15 protein-coding genes are annotated in these 18,987 nt (G+C 71.9%); 9 read left to right on the top strand and 6 right to left on the bottom strand.

What is annotated here, in order from left to right; translation table 11 throughout:
* Positions 1 to 24 precede the first annotated feature (24 nt).
* The 5 genes from LDO26_RS08750 to LDO26_RS08730 all read right to left on the bottom strand — a co-directional run bounded on the left by LDO26_RS08750 (position 25) and on the right by LDO26_RS08730 (position 5,086).
* Positions 25 to 288 carry a phosphopantetheine-binding protein gene (locus tag LDO26_RS08750; RefSeq protein WP_232130708.1) on the bottom strand — a complete coding sequence of 88 codons (264 nt, stop codon included), beginning with the start codon at positions 286 to 288 and terminating at the stop codon, positions 25 to 27.
* On the bottom strand, positions 285 to 920 hold the full coding sequence (locus LDO26_RS08745) for an isochorismatase family protein (protein WP_232130707.1): 636 nt from the start codon (positions 918 to 920) through the stop codon (positions 285 to 287). Before LDO26_RS08745 ends, LDO26_RS08750 begins: the two co-directional genes overlap by 4 nt.
* Before the next feature lie 116 nt (positions 921 to 1,036).
* Positions 1,037 to 2,686 (bottom strand): (2,3-dihydroxybenzoyl)adenylate synthase, encoded by a 1,650-nt coding sequence (locus LDO26_RS08740; RefSeq protein ID WP_232130706.1) that lies wholly within the window; start codon positions 2,684 to 2,686, stop codon positions 1,037 to 1,039.
* Positions 2,687 to 2,702: 16 nt separating this feature from the next.
* A complete protein-coding gene (locus LDO26_RS08735; protein WP_232130705.1) occupies positions 2,703 to 3,878 on the bottom strand; it encodes an isochorismate synthase in 1,176 nt (391 codons plus the stop codon).
* Entirely contained in the window at positions 3,875 to 5,086 is a 1,212-nt protein-coding gene (locus LDO26_RS08730; RefSeq protein WP_232130704.1) for an MFS transporter, read from the bottom strand. Before LDO26_RS08730 ends, LDO26_RS08735 begins: the two co-directional genes overlap by 4 nt.
* Before the next feature lie 320 nt (positions 5,087 to 5,406).
* On the opposite strand from LDO26_RS08730, the gene LDO26_RS08725 reads away from it, so the two are divergent.
* The 7 genes from LDO26_RS08725 (at position 5,407) to LDO26_RS08695 (ending at position 15,590) form a co-directional block, all read left to right on the top strand.
* Entirely contained in the window at positions 5,407 to 7,461 is a 2,055-nt protein-coding gene (locus LDO26_RS08725; protein WP_232130703.1) for a TonB-dependent receptor domain-containing protein, read from the top strand.
* Positions 7,462 to 7,632: 171 nt separating this feature from the next.
* The gene (locus tag LDO26_RS08720; protein WP_232130702.1) at positions 7,633 to 9,870 is read left to right on the top strand and encodes a FepA family TonB-dependent siderophore receptor; all 2,238 of its coding nucleotides are present in this window, start codon (positions 7,633 to 7,635) and stop codon (positions 9,868 to 9,870) included.
* Between the two features lie 89 nt (positions 9,871 to 9,959).
* Entirely contained in the window at positions 9,960 to 10,973 is a 1,014-nt protein-coding gene (locus LDO26_RS08715; RefSeq protein WP_232130701.1) for an alpha/beta hydrolase, read from the top strand.
* Positions 10,974 to 11,106: 133 nt separating this feature from the next.
* A complete protein-coding gene (locus tag LDO26_RS08710) occupies positions 11,107 to 12,492 on the top strand; it encodes a YncE family protein (RefSeq protein ID WP_232130700.1) in 1,386 nt (461 codons plus the stop codon).
* A 157-nt stretch (positions 12,493 to 12,649) separates the two neighbouring features.
* Positions 12,650 to 13,717, top strand: coding sequence for a heme/hemin ABC transporter substrate-binding protein (locus LDO26_RS08705; RefSeq protein ID WP_232130699.1), 1,068 nt, complete (start codon positions 12,650 to 12,652; stop codon positions 13,715 to 13,717).
* 8 nt (positions 13,718 to 13,725) lie between these two features.
* Entirely contained in the window at positions 13,726 to 14,787 is a 1,062-nt protein-coding gene (locus LDO26_RS08700) for a FecCD family ABC transporter permease (protein ID WP_232130798.1), read from the top strand.
* Complete coding sequence (locus LDO26_RS08695) at positions 14,784 to 15,590, top strand: heme ABC transporter ATP-binding protein (protein WP_232130698.1); 807 nt, start codon at positions 14,784 to 14,786, stop codon at positions 15,588 to 15,590. Before LDO26_RS08700 ends, LDO26_RS08695 begins: the two co-directional genes overlap by 4 nt.
* Here the strand turns inward: LDO26_RS08695 and LDO26_RS08690 are convergent.
* Complete coding sequence (locus LDO26_RS08690; RefSeq protein WP_232130697.1) at positions 15,568 to 16,497, bottom strand: LysR family transcriptional regulator; 930 nt, start codon at positions 16,495 to 16,497, stop codon at positions 15,568 to 15,570. The two genes, LDO26_RS08695 and LDO26_RS08690, sit on opposite strands and share 23 nt — an antisense overlap.
* 100 nt (positions 16,498 to 16,597) lie before the next feature.
* Here LDO26_RS08690 and LDO26_RS08685 point away from each other — a divergent pair, with 100 nt between their 5' ends.
* Both LDO26_RS08685 and LDO26_RS08680 read left to right on the top strand, forming a co-directional pair.
* Entirely contained in the window at positions 16,598 to 17,578 is a 981-nt protein-coding gene (locus LDO26_RS08685) for an aldo/keto reductase (protein WP_232130696.1), read from the top strand.
* Positions 17,579 to 17,627: 49 nt separating this feature from the next.
* Positions 17,628 to 18,950: an NTP/NDP exchange transporter gene (locus LDO26_RS08680; protein ID WP_232130695.1), complete on the top strand. Its 1,323-nt coding sequence runs from the start codon at positions 17,628 to 17,630 to the stop codon at positions 18,948 to 18,950.
* Positions 18,951 to 18,987 lie beyond the last annotated feature (37 nt).

Raw genomic sequence — 18,987 nt, 5'->3', positions numbered from 1 at the left:
CGGGCATGGCGGCATCCTGGCGCATCAGGCGTCCGCTTCGCCGCGCTGCAGGTCCTGCACCACGCGCCACCAGCCGGCCAACGTGGTGTGCTCGGCCAGGTGCGAGAACTCCAGCGGGATGCCGTGCTCGCCCCAGGCCATGACCAGCCCCAGCACGCGCATCGAATCCAGGCCGAGATCCATCAGGTCGTCGTCGTCGCCGACATCCCCGGGCGCCTCGCCCAGCAGTCCGGCGATGTCGGCGCGCATGCGCTCGAGCGTCAGCGGCGCGGTCCGGTCGGTGGTCATTGCAGTATCTCCAGCAGGCGGTCGGTGGTCATCGGCACGCCGCAGGTGCGTGCGATCCAGTGCAGGGCGAGGTCGTGGTCGGCGCGCGAGAAATCGGCCACCGCATCGGCGGCGACGAAGGTCTCGATGTCGCGCTGGAAGGCGTCGGTGGCGGTCGACAGCACGCCGATGTGCGCGTACACGCCGGTCAACAGCAACTGGTCGCGGCCGCGCGCGCGCATCATCCGCTCCAGGTTGCTGCGCTGGAACGCGCTGTAGCGGTGCTTGACCAGCACGTGGTCGCCGTCGGCCGGCGCCAGCGCATCGGCGATCGCCTCGTGTTCGGCGCGCGCGCGCATGCCCGGCCCCCACAGGTCGGCCTGCAGGCCGCGGTCGCGGCGGTCCTGGTCGCCGCGCTGCGCGGTGTAGAACACCGGGATGCCGCGGGCGCGGGCATGCGCGAGCAGCCGCGCGAGGTTGCCGATGGCCGGCGCCAGTGGCGCCGCGTCGGCCGCGTAGGCGGCCAGGAAATAGTGCTGCATGTCGTGGACCAGCAGCGCGATGCGGCCGGTCTCGGGCAGCCACGGCCCGCGCGCCGCCGGCAGGTCGGCGGCGGTGGGCAATGGGTACGGGATGATGCGGGGAAGGCCCATGTCTACTCGTTGGTCATGTGTCGTCTATCGTGACTGCACGCGCAGCGTGCATTCCCTGTCCACCGTCATTCCGCCTTCGCGGGGATGACGGTCGGGACTTTCTGCAAGCGCCGACATCAAGAACCTTCCTGTTCGGCGAGAAACCCCGCCCGCAACTGCGCGCGCAGTTCGCGCCGGCTGACCTTGCCCACGGCCGTGGTGCCGAAGGCGTCGACGAACACGATCTGGTCCGGCACCTTGAACGCGGCCAGGCCGCGGCCGCGTACCCAGGCCTTGAGCTCGGCCGGGCGCGGTTTGGCGTCGCCGGGGATCACGAACGCGCAGCTGCGCTCGCCGAGGAACGCGTCGGGAATCGATACCACCGCCGCGTCGAACACCTGCGGATGCGCCAGCAGGTGGTCCTCGATCTCCTCGGCCGAGATCTTCTCGCCGGCGCGGTTGATGTGGTCGGTCGCGCGGCCCTGCACGACCAGGTAGCCGCCCGCGACGCGCTGGACCATGTCGCCGGTGCGGTAGTAGCCGTCGTCGGTGAACGCGCGCGCATTGGCCGCGTCGTCGTTGTGGTAGCCGCGGATCGTGTATGGCCCACGCGTCAGCAGATGGCCGGTCTCGCCGTCGGCGACCGGCGTGCCGTGGTCGTCGACCACCAGCACCTCGTCATCCGGACTGATCGGCCGCCCCTGGGTGGTCAGCACGAGCTCGTCGGGGTCGTCGAGCCGGGTGTAGTTGACCAGTCCCTCGGCCATGCCGAAGACCTGCTGCAGCGTGCAGCCGAGACCGGCGACGACGCGCCGCGCCGCTTCCGGGACGAGCTTGGCGCCGCCGACCTGCACGACCCGCAGGCTGGACAGATCGAACGCGGTCTTCGCCGCGGCATCGGCCCACAGCAGCGCCAGCGGCGGCACCAGGCCGACGCAGGTGACGCCTTCGCGCGCGATCAGCGGGAACGCGGCATCGGGGCCGGGACCGGGGCTCAGCACCACGCGCGCGCCGGCGTAGAGCGCGCCGAAGAAACCGGGCGAGCTCATCGGGAAATTGTGCGCGGCCGGCAGCGCGACCAGGTAGACGCTGTCCCGGGCGATGCCGCAGATGTCGTTGCTGGCGCGGAAACTGTAGATGTAGTCGTCGTGGGTGCGCGGGATCAGCTTCGACAGGCCGGTGCTGCCGCCGGAGATCTGCAGGAACGCGACCGACTGCGGGTCGGGATCGCCGGGCAGCGCGTCGCGGTCGCCGTCGAGCGCGTCCACCGCGACGAACTCCTGCGCGTCGCCGATCACGAACACGCGCGCCACCGCCGGCACTTGCGCCTGCAGTTCGCGCGCCAGCGTGCGGTAGTCGAAGCCGCCGTCGCGCTCGGCGACGACGTAGGCGCCGGCCTCGGCCTTGCGCGCGAAGTGCGCGACCTCGGTGATGCGGTGCGCCGGCAGGGCGTAGACCGGCACCAGCTGCGCGCGGAACAGGCCGCAGACCACGGCGATGAACCCGGGGATGTTGCCCAGTTGCACGACCACGCGGTCGCCCGGCGCCAGGCCGCTGGCGAGGAATCCGGCGGCGATGCGTTCGGACTCGGCCCACAGCTGCGCATACGTCCAGCGGGTGTCGCCGCCGACGACCGCGACGTCGTCGGCGAAACGCAGCGCGCGGTCGCGCAGGAAGCCGGGAAAGGTCTCGCCGCGCCAGTAGCCCGCGGCGCGGTAGCGCGCGACGAAATCGGCGGGCCAGACCTGACGCAGCGGCAGGCGCGGTGGTGTCGGGGGGTTGCGCATTCGATCCTCGGTTGCGTCAGACGGCGCGCACATCGTCGATGCCCAGCGCATCGAGCAGCGCGCGGAATTTGGCGGCGGTCTCGTCGACCTCGAGCGCCGGCTGCGAGCCGGCCACGATACCCGCACCCGCGAACAGGCGCATCGCCGGGCCCTGCACGTGCGCGCAGCGGATCGACACGTACCAGTCGCCGTCGCCCGCGGCATCGGCCCAGCCCACTGCGCCGGCGTAGAACCCGCGGTCCACCGGTTCCAGCGCCCGGATCGCCGCCAGCGCCGCGTCGCGCGGCGTCCCGCAGACCGCGGGCGTGGGATGCAGCAGGCCGGCCAGCGTCGCCGCCGACACCGCGGGATCCTTCAGCGTCCCCTCGATCCGGGTGCCCAGGTGCCACATCGTCGCGGTGGCATGCAGCGACGGTGTCCGCGGCGCCTGCAAGCGGCTGCACAGCGGCGCGAGGCCGTCGAGGATCGCCTCGACCACGAGCCGGTGCTCGTCGTGGTCCTTGCGCGAGGCCTGCAGCGCCTCGGCCGCGCGCGCATCGGCACCGGCATCCCGCAGGCGACGCGCCGAGCCAGCCAGCGGATGCGAGGCCACCGCCGCGCCCCGCCGCGACACCAGCAGTTCCGGCGTCGCCCCGACCAGCCACGCCGGCGCGTCGCCGGACGCGACCGGCAGCGGCGCGACGAAGGTACTGACGCTCGGATCGACGCCCAGCCGCACGGCCAGCGCGAACGGGTCGATCGCCGCGGCCGCGTCGACCCGCAGGCTGCGTGCGAGCACCAGCTTGCGCAGCGCCCGCGCGTCGTCGCCGGCCGCCTGCAGCCGCGCCACGCAGTGCGCGACGGCATCGGCATAGGCCTGCGCATCCGGCTCGGGCACCGCATCGCCCGCCAGGACCGGCAGCGGCGCCGTCGCGGTCACGGCGGCGCCCAGCCGGGCCGGCTGGAACAGCGCGTCGTCCCGATGGGGATCGAACGGCAACGCGCCGACCAGCAGCGCCGGCCCGTCGATGGGCCGCGCGAAGAACCCGTCGACGCGCGCGCCCAGGGTCGCCGCCGGGCCCGGCGGCAGGCGCGCCAGACAGCCTTCGGCGTCCAGGACGCGGGTCGGTGCGCGCAGGCGGAACCGGGCGAGCGCGGCGAAACCGGTCTCCAGCGACGGCGCGTCGTCGCACCTGGCCAGTGCCTCGTTCATCGCGTGGGCTCCGGCCGATGCAGCGCCGCCGCGACCGACAGCACCAGCAGCACCAACCCGACCAGCAGGTACGGCGCGCTCGGCGACCCGCGGTACAGCAGCGTGCCCAGCAACGGCCCCACCACCATGCCCATGCCCTGCACCGAAGCCACCGTGCCGGCGGCCGCGCCCTGCTCATGCGATTCGACCGAATCGGCCGCCAGCGCCTGGAACGAGGGGAACACGAAACCCATGCCGAACGCCGCCACGCCATAGGCCAGCAGCAACTGCCACTGCACCGCGACCAGCGCCGACGAGGCGAAGCCGACCGCCGACACCAGCGCGCCGAGCGCGATCCAGCGGACCGGCGACACCGCCCTGAGCCGCATCACCAGCGCCTGCGACAGCATCAGCCCCACGCCGACCGCGGTCAGCGAGAGCCCGGCGACGCGCGCGCCCTCGGCCGGGGACAGGCCCAGCCGGTCGATCGCGAAGAAGCCGACCACGACCTGGGCGATCGATACCGACACCATCGCCGCGAACACCGCGTAGACCGGCAGGCGCAGCCGCGGGTCGAACACCCGCATCCGCGCCTTCGGCCGCTGCGGGCCGGTCGGTGCGGGCTCGCCGGCCGGCAACCAGCGCCACACCACCAGCAGCGCCAGCAACGGCAATGCCGCGGCGGCGTACAGCGCCAGCGCCAGGTCGTGACGGGCGATCCAGCCGGCCGCGGCCGGGCCCACCACCATGCCGACCGCGTTGGCGCTGCCGAGCCGGGCCATCACGCCCCCGCGCTGCCCGGGCGGCACCGCATCGGCGACCAGCGCCGCCGCGGTCGGCGGCACCGCCGCGTAGAACAGGCCGACCAGGGCGCGCGTGCCGACCAGCACCGCGACCGACAGCAGGACCGCCGGCGGATGCCGCAGCGCGGCATCGACGAACAGGGCCATCGCCACGTAGATCAGCGTATAGGCCGCCAGCGCGATCAGCAGCACGCGGCGGCGGCCGATCCGGTCGCTGAGCACACCCCAGCGCCGCGCGGCCAGCATCCACAGGACACCGGCCGCGGTCACCGACAGCCCGGCGTGCCACTCGGCCAGTCCCAGCAGGCGGACCACCGGACCGATCACCGCCACGAACGCCATCATCGCCATCGTCCCCGCCAGCGCGGTCAACACCAGCGCGGACAGGCCCGGCACAAGGGGACGCGAGGATGGGATGGCGGACATGCGGCGGGGTACTCGATCGGCCAGCGGCCAATGCCGGCGGACAACGTGGAAAGGCGGCGCGGGTTGACCGGCCGCGACAACGGAAGTCCCGGCAGCGCGGCGCACCTTCAAATGATATCAAGTCTCATTCAGTATTGCCGGCCGCGGTCCGGCGCCTACCCGCAGCAGCAATGGAACGGAACGTTACAAGTTCTTATTGATAATCGTTCGCATTAAACTTATCATTAACGAACCGCGTCGGACGCGGCCGATTTCACGCGCCAATCACACATCTGGCACCGGGTTCCCTTCCCGGCTTCTTCCTCACGACGACCGAATCCATGACCACCTCTCGCGCTTTCCGCCTCAAGCCGCTGGTTGCGGTGTTGCCGCTGGCCTTCTCCCTGCCTGCCCTGGCCGCCACCGACGGCGAGGCCCCCACCCGGGACTTCGACACCATCACCGTCCGCTCGGCAGCCGGTTTCGAACAGGCCATCGCCGACGCCCCGGCATCCATCTCGGTGATTTCGCGGGAGGAACTCGAGAAGCAGTCCTACGGCAGCATCGTCGACGCGGTGAAGAACATCCCCGGCGTCTACGTGACCGGCGGCGGCAACATGCAGGACATCAGCATCCGCGGCATGTCGCCCGCCTACACCCTGTACCTGGTGGACGGCCGCCCGATCTCCGCCGGCCGCGCCGTGAACACCAATGGCGCCGACGGCGGCAAGCAGATCGGCCTCCCACCGCTGTCGATGATCGAGCGCATCGAGGTGGTGCGCGGCCCGATGTCCTCGCTGTACGGTTCCGAGGCCATGGGCGGCGTGGTCAACGTCATCACCCGCGTCGCTCCCCGGGAATGGGGCGGCAGCACCGCCATGGACTACACGGCATCGCGCAACGACGTCAGCAACGACGCCTTCAACTCCAGCTTCTATCTCGGTGGCCCGCTGGTCGCCGACAAGCTCGGCCTGCAGGTCAACGGCGGCTACCAGACCACGGACGAGAGCGACCACCAGGTCAACTCCACCGACTCGAACGCCAGCGAACCCGAATCGAAGATCAGGAAGATCGGCGCCAGGCTGACCTGGCAGGCCCGGGAGTCGGACCGCATCGGGTTCAGCTACGACAAGGCCAGGACCGAGTACTCGCACACGCCCGGCCGCAGCCTGCCCGAGACGGTGGACGCCACCTACTACCGCTACGAGAAGGACGTCTACGTCGTGACCCACGACGGCCAGTACGGCAACCTCAGCATCAACACCTACCTGCAGCAGGACGTCTCCGACAAGGTGCAGACCCAGACCAAGAAGGAGGAGGTGACGACCTTCAACACGATGGGCACCTACTTCGGCGACCGGAACATCTACACCTTCGGCGCCCGCTACAAGGTGGAGGACTTCGTCGACGAGACCAACGGCCTGCTGACCTCGGACATTCCGGGCGCGGTCCGCAGCGTGGACCGCTGGATCGGCGCGGTGTTCGCCGAGGCCGAATGGCGCCTGCACGAGGACTTCGGCCTGACCACCGGCCTGCGCTACGACGACGACGAGCTGTTCGGCGGCCACGTCTCGCCCCGCGTCTACGGCAACTGGCGCGTCACCGACAACTTCACCCTCAAGGGCGGCGTGTCGACCGGCTACAGCCAGCCCTCGCTGTCGTCGGCCACGCCCGGTTTCGGTCGCGGCACCGGCGGCGGCGGATCGCCGGCGCCCCATCCGCGCGCGCTGATCATCGGCAACGCCGACCTCAAGCCCGAGAGCAGCGTCAACTACGAGATCGGCTTCGTCTACGAGAGCCGCGACCTCGGCCTGACGACCAGCCTGATGGCCTTCCACACCCGCTACAAGGACAAGATCGCCGAGGACCGCTACTGCGACAACGGTGGCGAACGCGACGACCCCAGCACCTGGTCCTGCGCGTTCGGCGGCAACAACTACCTGTTCCTGAGCACCCAGAAGAACATCGACCGGGCCACCATCCAGGGCGCGGAGTTCTCCGCCGACTACTGGCTCACCGACGGCCTGCGCCTGAGCAGCAGCTACACGTTCACCGAATCGGAGCAGAAGACCGGCGAGTTCACCGGCGAGCCGCTGAACAAGATGCCGCGGCACATGGCCAACCTGAGCCTGGACTGGCGGGTGGGCGACCAGCTGACGCTGTGGGCCCAGGGCAACCACCGCGGGCGCACCAGCGACTTCCTGAGCAGGACGTCGATGTCGTCGGGCACGCCCGCCTACACGATGGCCGATCTCGGCATGGTCTACCGGCTCACGCCGCAGCTGCGGGTCAAGGCGGGCCTCTACAACATCACCGACCGCACGGTCACCAACGACGCCTACGGCGTGGTCCTGGACGGGCGGCGCATCAACGTCGGCTTCAACCTGGACTTCTGACGGCACGGGCGCCGCCGGAGGGGGCGTTTCCCTTCGGGCGGCCTGGTGCCACAACACAACGCGGGGCGGGGGCCGGACACCCTGCCCCGCCACGCCGCAGCGGGATGCGGGCGTCGCCCTGCAGCGGCGCCTTCCACCCGATGCGCGGTCGTCCCCAACGGAGCAGCTCCCATGTCGCGTCCCCGTCCACCGGCCATCCGCCTTCCCGGCGCCCTGGCAACCGCGATCGCCCTGTCGCTGTCGTCCACCGCGCTGGCGCAGGATGACGTCGACGACGCGCGCACGCTCGATACCGTCCGCGTCACCGCCGAGCAGATCGCGCGCGAGGCGCTGGGCGCCTCGACCGTGCTGTCCGACGACATCCAGCGCCAGCCGTCGCGCAACGACATCGCCGAACTGCTGCGCACCCTGCCGGGCGTCAACCTGACCGGCAACTCCACCAGCGGCCAGCGCGGCAACAACCGCCAGATCGACATCCGCGGCATGGGCCCGGAAAACACCCTGATCCTGGTCGACGGCAAGCCCGTCTCCAGCCGCAATTCGGTGCGCTACGGCTGGCGCGGCGAGCGCGACTCGCGCGGCGACACCAGCTGGGTGCCGCCCGAGCAGATCGAACGCATCGAGGTGCTGCGCGGCCCGGCCGCGGCACGCTACGGCAACGGCGCCGCCGGCGGCGTGGTCAACATCGTCACCCGGCCGCCGTCCGACGTCTTCGGCGGCTCGCTGAACCTCTACGGCCAGGTGCCGCAGCACGGCGTCGACGGTGGCAGCCAGCGCGCCGGCGTGCAGATGAGCGGACCGCTCGGCGAGCGCCTGTCGTTCCGCCTGTCGGGCAACGTGTCCAAGGCCGATGCCGACGACTACGACATCAACCGCGACCACGCCTCGGCGCGCACCGGCGCCAATGCCGGCTCCTTCCCGGCGGGCCGCGAGGGCGTGCGCGGGCGCACCGTCAACGGCCAGCTGCTGTGGGACGTGGCGCCGGGCCACCGCATCGATGTCGGCGCCGGCTTCAGCCGCCAGGGCAACATCTATGCCGGCGACACCCAGAACACCAACCGCAACCCGGAAGTGCTCGACCGGATCGGCGCCGAGACCAACCGGATGTACCGCCAGACCTGGGACGTGACCCACCGCGGCACCTACGGCGACGACACCACGTCGCTGAGCTACGTCACCCTGGAGCAGACCCGCAACAAGCGCCTGCTCGAAGGCCTGGCCGGCGGCACCGAGGGCATCTTCATCGTCGGCGGCGGGTTCGGCAGCATCGACCTGCGCAACCTCACCGCGCACGGCGAGTTCAGCCGCACCCTGTCGGGCGACGGCGTCGACCACGTGCTGACGGTCGGCATCGAGGGCGTCGACAGCCGGCTCGAGGACGATGCCTCCGCGCTGAAGGACCGCAACCCGCAGCCCAACGTGCCGACGCCGCCGTTCGCCTGGGAAGGCCGGGCCGACGCGCGGGTGCTGTCGGCCTTCGTCGAGGACAACATCTACCTCGGCGAACGCTGGATCCTCACCCCTGGCCTGCGCTTCGACCATCACGACCGGTACGGCGGCAACTGGAGCCCGGCGCTCAACGCCTCGTTCCGGTTCGCGCCCGAATGGGAACTCAAGGCCGGCATCGCCCGCGCCTACAAGGCGCCCAACCTCTACCAGGGCAACGAGGGCTATGCTCTCTACAGCGCCGGCATCGGCTGCTGGGGCGGCGGCGGCCCGTGCTTCCTGGTCGGCAACCCCGACCTCGAGGCCGAGACCAGCATCAACAAGGAGCTGGGCGTGCAGTTCTCCGGCGAACGGCTGCAGGCCGGGCTGACCTACTTCCACAACGACTACCGCGACAAGGTCGACGCCGGCCACACCGTCGTCGCCACCCACGACGGCTACGACGTGTTCCGCTGGGACAACGTGCCCAAGGCGGTGGTCGCCGGCCTGGAGGGCAACCTCAACCTGCGCTTCAGCCCGGCGCTGGCGTGGAACACCAACGTCACCCGGATGCTGGAGTCGGAGAACAAGAGCACCGGCGAGTACCTGTCGACGATCCCCGAGTACACCGTCAACACCTCGCTCGACTGGCAGGCCGGCGACCGTTTCTCGCTGCTGGCCAAGGCCACGTTCTACGGCGAGCAGAAGCCGCAGAAGTTCGACTACCACGGCGACCCGGTCAGCGGCAGCGCCGCCGACCGCATGCCCGGCTACGCGCTGGTCGGCCTGAGCGGCCGCTACCGCATCACCGATACCGTCAACCTGGTGCTCGGCGTCGACAACCTGCTGGACAAGCGGATCTTCCGCCGCGGCAACGCCTCGGGCGTCAACCTCGGCACGCCCAACGAGATCGAGGGCGCCGGCGCCTACACTTACAACGAACCGGGCCGCGCGTACTTCGTGGCCGTGAACATCGGCTTCTGACCGATCCGACCGGCCGATCCAGCCCGCCCACCCGACCGATCCATCTCACCGATACTTCCCGCATGACAGCCAGACATTCCAAGCCCTCCATGCGCACCCGCGCCGCGACGCTCGCCGTCGCGGCCGGCCTGTTGGTCGCCCTGCAGGCGGCCGTCCCCGCCCCGGCCGCCGCGCAGCAGCGCGATCCGCTGCAGACGATCGGCGAGACCGTCGCCGACCGCGCCCATGCGCACTACCGGTTCGAGCGCTTCACCGTCTCCAGCGCCGACGGCACCCGCACCTGGCGGGTCGATCTCGGCATTCCGGCGGGCGATGCGCCGGCAACCGGCTGGCCCTCGTTCTGGATGCTCGACGGCAACGGCGCGCTGATCGAGTTCGACGAAGCGCTGCTCGACGAACTCGCCACGCGCCCCGACCCGCACGCGCTGGTGTTCATCGGCTACGACAACGACCTGCGCATCGACTCGCCCGCGCGCACCCGCGACTACACCTTCGCCGCCGACCTGCGCGGCACGGTGGACGGCGACCCGCAGCGCGTGGGCGGCGGCGCCGACGCGCTGCTGGAAGTCATCGAACGCCAGATCCGGCCGGAACTCGTGCAGCGCGCACCGCTCGATCCGCAGCAGCAGACGCTGTGGGGCCATTCGCTGGCCGGCCTGTTCGTGCTGCACACCCTCTACACCCGCGCCGGCCTGTTCCAGACCTACGCCGCGGGCAGTCCCTCGCTGTGGTGGGGCGACGGCGGCATGCTGCGCGAACCGGAGGAGTACTTCATCGCCCACAACGCCGGCCGCCGCGCCCGCGTGTTGCTGTCGCTGGGCGGCGGCGAGCGCGCCCGCGACGTCAGCAACCGCGACCTCAGCAGCGCGCGCGTCGTCGAGCACCTGCGCCGGATCACCGCCGCGCCGCCGGACGCGGCGGCCACCCTGGCCGAACGCCTGCGGCAGGTACCGGGCCTGTCGGTGGAATACCGCGAATTCGACGGCCTGACCCACGGCCCGATGTTCCGGGCCTCGCTGATGGACGCGCTGCACAAGGTCACCGGCGTCGCCGACCGCAGCGGCACCCCGCGGCCCGGCACCGAACCCGGCGCGCCGCAATGACGTCCGCGCCGGCCACCGCTGCGGGCCGTCCCGTCCGCCCGGCAGTCCGGCCCATGCGGGCGGTCGCGCCGTCCGGCACTTTTCCTTCCGGCCATTCCGAACGCCGGTTATCCCACCGTTCCAGGAGTTCGTCATGCAACAGCTGTCCTCCCGCCGCCTGCGGCTCGCCGCCCTCACCCTCGCGCTGACCGCGGTCACCGGCCTGGCCATGGCGCAGGTCTTCAACCAGCCCGACACCGGCTTCAAGGGCGCGGTCCGCGTGGCCTCGCAGGGCAGCGTCCTGCCCGGCAACGAGATCGAACTGGAAGGCAGCGGCTTCCGGCCGGGCCAGCGCGTGACCCTGTTCCGCGGCGCGACCGCGCTCAATGCCCAGCCCTACACCGTCGACGCCGAAGGCGGCTTCAAGGCGAAGATCGCAATCCCGGCCGATGCCGCCGCCGCCCGCCATCCGATCATCGTCCGCGCCGACGGCCCGGACGCCGCGCTGGTGTTCGACCTCAAGGTCTCGAAGGAAGTGCCGCTGTCGGGCGCCGACCGTTTCGACATCCTCGCCAGGCCGATCACCCGCGGCCTGTACCAGTCGGCCTACAGCGCGAAGGACAACGTGCTGTTCGTGACCTCCGCGGTCGGCCGTCCGCCGGTCACACAGTCCGAGCTGCTCAAGGTCGACGCCGACAGCCTCGACATCCTGGCCCGCGTCACCCCGGCCAAGGTGCCGGGCCATGACGACAACCGCGTCTACGCGGTCTACGGCGTCGGCGTCGACGACGCCCGCGGCAACGTCTGGGTCACCAACACCCGAGACGACAGCGTCGCCGTCTACCGCGCCTCGGACCTGCAGCTGGTCAAGCAGTTCGAGCAGGGCGCGCTGCCGCACGGCCGCGACGTGGTCGTCGACAGCCAGCGCGGCCGCGTCTACGCCTCGCCGGTCGGCGAGCCGCGCATCGTCGTGTTCGATGCCGCCACCCTCGAGCAGCTCCCGGACATCGAGATCCCGACCCGCGGCCGCGGCGAGGCCTTCAGCCCGACCAGCCTCGCGCTCGACGAGGCCACCGGCCGCCTGTTCACCGTCAGCCTGTCGACGTCGGAAGCGGCGATCATCGACGGCCCCGGCGGCAAGCTCGAGAAGAAGATCCCGCTGTCCAACGCCGCCAGCGCCATCGGCGTGGGCTGGGACAGCGACCTCGGGCGCCTGCTGGTGGTCTCGCAGGGCAGCGACAACCTGCTGATCGTCGATCCGGACAGCGGCGAGACCCTGCACGACGTCTACGTCGGCAACGGCGCGCTGAACGTGGTCTACGACCCGCTGGTCAAGCTGACCTTCGTCAGCAACCGCGGCGCCGGCACCGTGACCGTGGTCGATGCCGACGGCCGGATCGTCGCCAACCTCGACGGCGGCAGTGCGCCCAACCACCTGCGCGACGACGGCCGCGGCCACGTGTTCCTGGCCACCAAGGCGCGCGGGGCCGAGGACCCGCGCGGCGACCAGCTGATCCGCTACACCCTGAAGACCGACTGAGGCCGTGTGTTGGTGCCGGCCGGCGTCCCATGGCACCGGCCGGCCGGCTGCTAGAATCGCCTTCCGACGCGGGACGCCGGGCGCCGCCAGACGCCCGGCGTCTTTGCTTCGCACATCCGCCCTGCTGGGCGGCGCCCTTCTCCTGGACCCTGCGCCGATGTCTGCTTCCTTCCGCCTCCCCGCCTCCCTGCGCCTGCCGGCCCTGCTGGCCGCGGCCCTGCTGGCTGCCTGCTCGCCCACCGCGAACGATGCCGCGACCGCAGCCGACGACACCGCGCGGCCCGCGCCCGGCGCAGCCGCCCTGCCGGCCGGCTGGCGCCAGGTCGCCGGCGACGACGTCCCGCGCGTCGCGCGCTCGCCGCAGGACCTGCCGGCGACGGTGCTGTCCGACGACGGCGTCGAGGTCACCGTCACCGACACCAGCCGCACCATCGCGGGCAGCGACGACATCATCATGGTCATGGAATCGCTGGACCTCGGCGAGCAGGTCTACGCCGCGCCCACCAACACCGTGACCGCGGTCGGGCGCGCCGCGCCCCACCATTTCCTGTTCAACCGCACCACCGGCATCGAGGGCGTGCTGAGCCTCGAGGGCACGCTGTTCGTCGGCAACAGCCTGCGCCGCCACGGCAAGCTGGCCGGTCCGCTGCGCGATGCCGGCGAGGCCGTGGTCATCGTCGACGAACTGCAGCCCGCGCCGGAGAAGGTGCGCAAGATCGCCGCCGCGTTCGGCCACGCCGACGAGGGCGAGCAACTGGCCATGCAGGTCCAGGCGCAGCTCGACGAGGCCGCGCGCATCGCCGCGCGGCACACGCGCAGGCCGCGGGTGATCCACGTCTCGAGCACCGGCGGCGGCGGCGCGCCGACGGTCGGCGGCGCCGACACCGCGGCCGCGGAGGTGATCCGCCTGGCCGGCGGCATCAACGTCGGCGACGAGGCCAAGGTGGCCAACTACTCGCAGCTCAGCAACGAGGGCATCGTCGCCGTCGAGCCGGAGGTGATCCTCGTCAGCGAGGACGACCTGCGCGTGTTCGGCGGCGAGGCCGGGCTGTGGCAGGCGTATCCGTCGCTGAAGCAGACGCCGGCGGGCGTGGCCAACCGGGTCTGGGTGATGCCGGACCTGCAGCTCAAGATGACCAGCGTCGCCTGCGGCACCGGCGCGGTCGCGCTGGCCGAAGCGCTCGCGGAACTGGCCGCGGAACTCGACGCCCAGCCCGGCGCATGAGCGACGCGATGCGCGCGGCGGCTGCCCGGCGCTCCGGGGTCGTGCGCCGTCCGCCCGGCGGCTTGCTGTTCGTCGTCGCGCTGGCGCTGCTGGCGCTGGTGATCGTGCTGTCGTTCGGCATCGGCCCGCTGCGCATTCCGCCGGGCGACGTGGTCCACGTGATCGCGCACAAGCTCGGCCTGGTCGATGCCGGCGCGCTGAGCCAGCGCGACATCTCGGTGGTCTGGAACCTGCGCGTGCCGCGCGCATTGCTGGCGGTGCTGGTCGGCGCGTCGCTGGCGATGGCCGGCGCCGGCCTGCAGGGCCTGTTCGGCAACCCGCTGGCCGACCCGGGCATCGTCGGCGTGACCCACGGCGCCGCGCTCGGCGCGGTCGCGGCGATCGTGCTCGGCGCGACCGCGCTCGGCGCCTGGACCATCCCGGTCGCCGCGTTCGCCGGCGGCGCGCTGACCACCACGCTGATCTACCTGCTGGCGCGCCCCGACCGCGGCTCGGGCACGGCGACGCTGCTGCTGGTCGGCATCGCGATCGCCGCGGGCTGCTCGGCCGCGATCGGCTTCTTCACCTACATCGCCGATGCCAGCGAGCTGCAGTCGCTGGTGTTCTGGCAGATGGGCTCGCTGGCGATGGCCGACTGGCGCGACCTGCTGGCCGCGCTGCCGGCGTTCGCGGTCGGCGCCGCGCTGCTGTCGACGCTGGCCAGGCCACTGGACATGCTCGCGCTCGGCGAGCGCCAGGCCCAGCACATCGGCCTGGACGTGCGCCGCACGCGGGTGATGCTGGTCGCGGTGTGCGCGCTGCTGGTCGGCTCGGCGGTCGCGTTCGCCGGCGTGGTCGGCTTCGTCGGCCTGGTCGTGCCGCATTTCGTGCGCCTGCTGGCCGGCCCGGGGCATCGCTGGCTGCTGCCGCTGTCGGCGGTCGTCGGCGGGCTGCTGGTGGTGGTCGCCGATACCGCCGCGCGCAGCCTCGACCCGCCGTCGGAAATCCCGCTCGGCCTGTTCTCGGCCGCGCTCGGCGCGCCGTTCTTCCTGTGGCTGGTGCTGCGCCGGCGCCACCGGAGCGCGCTGTGACCGCCGCCGGACGCCCGCACGACGCCGCCGGCGACGACGTGCTGGTGCTGTCGCAGGTCTCGGTGCGCATCGACGGCCGCGCGATCCTCGATGCCGTCGACCTGCGCTTCGCCCGTGGCTCGCTGACCGCGCTGGTCGGTCCCAACGGTGCCGGCAAGTCGACGCTGCTGGCGGTCGCGGCCGGCGACCTCGTGCCGGCCGCGGGCGGCGTGCGCCTGGCCGGCGCGGACCTGTCCGACTGGAAGGCCAGGGCACTGGCGCGCGAACGCGGCGTGCTGCCGCAGGACCACGCGGTGCGCTTCGCCTTCAGCGTGCGCGAGGTGGTGGCGATGGGCCGGCTGCCGCATCCGCCGCAGCCGGCGCAGGATGCCCGCATCGTCGACGACGCGCTGGCCGCGGCCGATATCGTCCATCTCGCCGACCGCGACGTGCAGACCCTGTCCGGCGGCGAAGCCTCGCGCACCGCGTTCGCGCGCGTGCTGGCGCAGACCACGCCGGTGCTGCTGCTCGACGAACCCACCGCCGCGCTCGACCTGCAGCACCAGGAGTCGGTGCTGCGCACCGCGCGGCGGCTGGCCGACGAGGGCGCGTGCGTGATCGTGGTGCTGCACGACCTCAACCTCGCCGCAGGCCATGCCGACCGCATCGTCATGCTGCAGGACGGCCGGGTCGCCGCCGACGGCAGCCCGCGCGAGGTGCTGACCCGGTCGACGATCGAGCGCGTCTACCGGCAGCCGGTGCTGGTGCTCGAACATCCTACCCGTGGTGTGCCGCTGGTGGTCAGCGACGATCCGCGCGACTGAGCGGGCCGCCGCCGGCAGGCGACGCGGGCTCGAGCGCCGCGGCGAGGAACTCGATCAGCGCCGCGACCCGGTGCGGGGTGCGCTGGCCCGCGGCATGCACGGCGTAGAGGTTGATGTCGTCGATGCGGAAGTCGTCGAGCACCGGCTGCAGCCGGCCCGCGGCGAGATCGTCGCCGATGTCCCAGCCCGCCTTCATCACCACGCCGCCGCCCGCGACCGCCCACTCCCGCAGCACCCCGCCGTCGTTGGCGGTGCGGTTGCCGCCGACCTTGACCGCGAACTCGCGCCCGGCCTCCTGGAAGCGCCAGTTCGACTGCGGTGCGCCGGGGCGGTCCAGGACCAGGCAGTTGTGCGCGGCCAGCTCGCGCGGATGCCGCGGCACGCCGGCCCGGCGCCAGTACGCCGGTGCCGCGCAGACCCGGCGCGCACCGGCGAGCAGGCGCCGCGCGCGCAGTCGCGAATCCTGCAGCGGGCCGGTGCGGATGCCGATGTCGTAGCCGCCGTCGACCAGGTCGACGACGCCATCGGTCAGCACCAGGGCGATGCGCACCCCGGGATGCAGGGCGAGGAAGCGGTCGAGCAGCGGCGCCAGCTGCGCGCGACCGAAATCGTTGGTCACGGTGATCCGGATCTCGCCGCTGAGCTGCCCGCCTTCGCCCAGGCCCTGCATCGCGTCGTCGAGCTGGCCGAGGATGCGCCGGCAGTCGCCGAGGAAGCGCTCGCCCTCGGCGGTCAGCGACAGGCGGCGGGTGGTGCGTACGACCAGGCGCGCGCCCAGGCGTTCCTCGAGCTGCTGCAGCGCCAGCGTCACCGTCGACGGCGACAGCGCCCAGGCGCGCGCCACCGCCGAGAGGCTGCCGCGGTCGGCGATGGCCACGAACAGGCGCAGGGTATCGAGCTGGTCCATATTTCGACTGGTTCGAATTTACTTTTGATTTTCGCGTCCATTATTGACGCCCAAAGAACATATCATCGACTTCGACTCGACCACTCGCACGGAACCGACCATGAACTCACGCCGCCGCTTCCTGACGACCGCCTCGCTCGCCGCCACCGGCCTGGCCCTGGCACCGCTCGCCGCCTGCAGCCGCGACACCGTCGCTTCCGCCGGTACCGCCGCCACCCCGGCGGCGCCGGCCGGTCCCGCGCCGACGCCTGCCGCCGGCGCGCTGCTGACGCGCACGATCCCCGCCACCGGCGAAGCGCTGCCGGTGATCGGCGCCGGCACGTCGGGCAGCTACGAGGTCGCGCTGGGTTCGCCCGAGTTCGAGGCGCTGAAGGAGACCATGAAGGTGTTCTTCGAAGGCGGCGGCCGGGTGTTCGACACCTCGCCCAACTACGGCAATGCCGACGAGGTGCTCGGCGCGCTGCTGGCCGACGGCGGCTGGCGCGACCAGTGTTTCCTCGCCACCAAGATCGCCGCCGACGACCGTGCGTCGATGGAGGCGCAGTGGGCCGAGAGCCAGCGCAAGCTGCAGACGGAGAAGGTCGAACTGCTGCTGGTGCACAACCTGCGCGCGCTCGACATCGCCTGGCCGTACGCGCAGGAACTCAAGGCGCAGGGACTGGCAAAGTACATCGGCTTCACCCACTACATCGAGAGCGGCCACGACGCGACCACGCGCGCGGTGCGCGAACTCAAGCCCGACTTCGTGCAGATCAACTACTCGGTCAACGCTCCGCAGGCCGCGCGCACGGTGCTGCCCGCCGCGCAGGACGCCGGTGCCGCGGTGCTGATCAACCGCGCCTTCGACGACGGCAGGCTGTTCGCCGAGGTCGGCAACCGCGAACTGCCCGGATGGGCGGCGGAACTGGGCATCACCTCGTGGGCGCAGCTGTTCCTGAAGTTCGCGATCAGCCACCCGGCGGTCACCGCGGTGATCCCGGCCACCAGCCGTCCCGACCGCCAGGCCGACCAGCTCCAGGCCGGCACCGGCCCGCTGCTCAGCGACGCGCAGCAGACCGAGCTGGTGCGGCTCTTCGCCTGAGCGCCGGCCGGCCGTCCGACCGCCTCATCGACCCACGGGGACCCCCACCATGCGTAATCTCCTTTCGCCGCTGCTGAACCTGCGCCGTGGGGAGGTGGCGCCGGTGCTGGTCGCCGGCCTGTTCTTCTTCTTCATCCTGACCGCGCTGATGCTGCTGCGTCCGGCGCGCGATGCGCTCGGCATGGAGCGCGGCATCGACAGCATCCGCTGGCTGTTCATCGGCACGGCGGTGGTCACCCTGCTGGTCAATCCGGTGTTCGGCTGGCTGGTGAGCCGCTTCCGGCGCCTGCAGTTCATCTCCGCGACCTACGCGTTCTTCATCCTCAGCCTGGTCGGCTTCTGGGCACTGCTGATGTTCGCCCCGGGCGCGGTCGGCGCGCGCAGCGGCCAGGTGTTCTACGTCTGGTTCAGCGTGTTCAACCTGTTCGTGACGATGGTGTTCTGGGCCCTGATGGCCGATCGCTTCACCAGCGACCAGGCCAAGCGCGTGTTCGCGCTGATCGCCGTCGGCGGCACCCTCGGCGCGATCTTCGGCCCGTGGCTGGCGTCGCAACTGGCCGAGCCGCTGGGCACGCCGAACCTGCTGCTGGTCGCCGCGCTGTTCCTGGCGCTGGCCATCGCCACCGCGTGGGTGCTGGTGTGGCTGCGCTCCGACCGCAGCGCGGCGGAAGACGCCTCGGCCGCAACGCCCGCGGCCGACGAAGCCACGCGCATCGGCGGCAGCGCCTGGGCCGGCATCCGGGCGGTCTGCGCCTCGCCGTACCTGCTCGGCATCGCCGGCTACGTGATCGTCATGACCATCGTCGCGACCTTCATCTACTTCACCCGCCTGCAGATGGTCGAGGCCGCGGTCGACGACCTCGACGCGCGCACCAGCCTGCTCGGCAACATCGACATGTGGACCCAGGTCGCGGTGCTGGCGCTGCAGGTCACGCTGACCGGCCACATCATCAAGCGTTTCGGCCTGGCCTTCGCGCTGGCCGCGCTGCCGGTGGCGATGGCGATCGGTTTCCTCGGCCTGGCGATCTACGGCTCGTTCCTGGTGCTGATCCTGCTGGAGGCGACCAACCGCGCGCTGCAGCGCGGCCTGACCCGGCCCGCGCGCGAGACGCTGTTCACCGTGGTCAGCCGCGAGGACAAGTACAAGGCCAAGGCGGTCATCGACACCTTCGTCTACCGTGCCGGCGACGTGATCGGCGCGCAGACCGAGGGCCTGCTCGGACGGCTCGGGCTGGCCCTGGGCGGGCTGGTCAGCGTGGTGCTGCCGCTGGCGCTGGTGTGGGCCGCGCTGGGCATCTGGCTGGGGCGCGCGCAGCAGCGGCGCGCCGCGGTGCAGGAGACATCGACGACGGACGGTCCGCTGCCGCGCTGACCCAAGCCGGCGCGCAGGCCCCCGGCTGCGATGGATA

This window comes from Proluteimonas luteida (genome assembly GCF_021191695.1).
Classification (GTDB): domain Bacteria; phylum Pseudomonadota; class Gammaproteobacteria; order Xanthomonadales; family Xanthomonadaceae; genus Luteimonas; species Luteimonas luteida.
Note: the sequence above shows the minus strand (reverse complement) of the source record. Positions and strands in the feature narration are given on the sequence as shown.

Bases quoted from the DNA above. Each gene is read 5' to 3' on its own strand.
- LDO26_RS08700 (WP_232130798.1), top strand. From the start codon at position 13,726: ATGCGCGCGGCGGCTGCCCGGCGCTCCGGGGTCGTGCGCCGTCCGCCC.
- LDO26_RS08725 (WP_232130703.1), top strand. From the start codon at position 5,407: ATGACCACCTCTCGCGCTTTCCGCCTCAAGCCGCTGGTTGCGGTGTTG.
- LDO26_RS08690 (WP_232130697.1), bottom strand. From the start codon at position 16,497: ATGGACCAGCTCGATACCCTGCGCCTGTTCGTGGCCATCGCCGACCGC.
- LDO26_RS08750 (WP_232130708.1), bottom strand. From the start codon at position 288: ATGACCACCGACCGGACCGCGCCGCTGACGCTCGAGCGCATGCGCGCC.
- LDO26_RS08705 (WP_232130699.1), top strand. From the start codon at position 12,650: ATGTCTGCTTCCTTCCGCCTCCCCGCCTCCCTGCGCCTGCCGGCCCTG.
- LDO26_RS08740 (WP_232130706.1), bottom strand. From the start codon at position 2,686: ATGCGCAACCCCCCGACACCACCGCGCCTGCCGCTGCGTCAGGTCTGG.
- LDO26_RS08735 (WP_232130705.1), bottom strand. From the start codon at position 3,878: ATGAACGAGGCACTGGCCAGGTGCGACGACGCGCCGTCGCTGGAGACC.
- LDO26_RS08715 (WP_232130701.1), top strand. From the start codon at position 9,960: ATGCGCACCCGCGCCGCGACGCTCGCCGTCGCGGCCGGCCTGTTGGTC.
- LDO26_RS08720 (WP_232130702.1), top strand. From the start codon at position 7,633: ATGTCGCGTCCCCGTCCACCGGCCATCCGCCTTCCCGGCGCCCTGGCA.
- LDO26_RS08685 (WP_232130696.1), top strand. From the start codon at position 16,598: ATGAACTCACGCCGCCGCTTCCTGACGACCGCCTCGCTCGCCGCCACC.
- LDO26_RS08745 (WP_232130707.1), bottom strand. From the start codon at position 920: ATGGGCCTTCCCCGCATCATCCCGTACCCATTGCCCACCGCCGCCGAC.
- LDO26_RS08710 (WP_232130700.1), top strand. From the start codon at position 11,107: ATGCAACAGCTGTCCTCCCGCCGCCTGCGGCTCGCCGCCCTCACCCTC.
- LDO26_RS08680 (WP_232130695.1), top strand. From the start codon at position 17,628: ATGCGTAATCTCCTTTCGCCGCTGCTGAACCTGCGCCGTGGGGAGGTG.
- LDO26_RS08730 (WP_232130704.1), bottom strand. From the start codon at position 5,086: ATGTCCGCCATCCCATCCTCGCGTCCCCTTGTGCCGGGCCTGTCCGCG.